The following is a 1436-nucleotide window of genomic DNA, read 5'->3' on the forward strand; positions in this document are numbered from 1 at the left end:
TGAACTGCACCCTAAAAGTTAGACAGAAAAATCTAACTTTTGGGGTGCTTTTATTATGAAATTAACTTTTGAAGATAAAGTTCAAATATATGAATCAAGAAAGCAAGGAGAGAGTTTTAGGCGACTTTCAAATCAATTTGGGATAAAGATTTCTAATCTTCAGTACATGATTAAATTGATTGATCGTTATGGAATAGAAATCGTAAAAAAAGGAAAGAATTGTTACTATTCTCCTGAACTAAAACGAGAAATCATTGATAAAGTCTTACTTGAAGGTCGTTCACAAAGAAGTGTAAGCCTTGATTATGCTCTTCCAAACCAAGGAATGCTTCCAAATTGGCTGGCACAATACAAGAAAAATGGGTATACTATTGTTGAGAAAACAAGAGGGAGAGCACCTAAAATGGGACGCAAGCTAAAGAAGAAATCTGAAGAAATGACAGAGTTAGAACGTCTTCAAGCAGAAAATGAATACCTGAGAGCGGAGAATGCCATTCTAAAAAAGTTGAGAGAACTCCGATTGAAGGAGGAAAAAGAGAAAGAAGAAAGACAGAAATTGTTCAAGAATTAATCACTGAGTTTTCGTTAGATATTCTTCTAAAAGCCATTAAACTCGCTCGTTCGACCTACTATTATCACTTGAAACAGCTAGAAAAACCAGATAAGGATCACGGGCTTAAAGCTGAAATCCAATCTATTTTTACTGAACACAAGGGAAATTATGGCTATCGTCGGATACATTTAGAATTAAGAAATCGCGGGTTTTTTGGTCAATCATAAGAGGGTTCAGCGGTTGATGAACGTCCTCAATTTACAAGCTAGAATCCGGCAGAAGCGAAAGTATTCTTCTCACAAAGGAGATATTGGTAAGAAAGCCGACAACCTTATTCAACGCCAGTTTGAAGCTTCAAAACCAATGGAAAAGTGCTACACAGATGTGACAGAATTTGCCATTCCAGCAAGCAGCCAAAAGCTCTATTTATCAACAGTATTAGATGGTTTTAACAGTGAAATCGTCGCTTATAATCTTTCAACTTCACCAAATTTAGAACAAGTGAAAGCTATGTTAGACCAGGCCTTTACTGAGAATCATTACACAAATACAATTCTCCATAGTGATCAAGGATGGCAGTATCAACACCAGTATTATCATCGTTTTTTAGAGGATAAAGGAATTCAACCGTCCATGTCACGTAAAGGAAACAGCCCAGACAACGGCATGATGGAATCCTTCTTTGGCATTTTGAAATCGGAAATGTTTTATGGTTACGAGAATACATTTAAGTCACTTAACCAATTGGAACAAGCTATTGTAGACTATATTGACTATTACAACAACAAACGAATTAAGGTAAAACTAAAAGGACTCAGTCCTGTGCAATACAGGACTAAATCCTTCACTTAAATTATTTGTCTAACTTTTTGGGGTCAGTACA

The 1436-nt window shown here is 35.9% G+C and carries 1 pseudogene; it reads left to right on the forward strand.

The window, feature by feature from the left end:
- The first annotated feature begins 55 nt into the window (after positions 1 to 55).
- Positions 56 to 1405: pseudogene (locus HMPREF2686_RS10060) on the forward strand (IS3 family transposase).
- Positions 1406 to 1436 lie beyond the last annotated feature (31 nt).

The organism is Streptococcus sp. HMSC057G03 (genome assembly GCF_001808745.1).
GTDB lineage: Bacteria > Bacillota > Bacilli > Lactobacillales > Streptococcaceae > Streptococcus > Streptococcus parasanguinis_Z.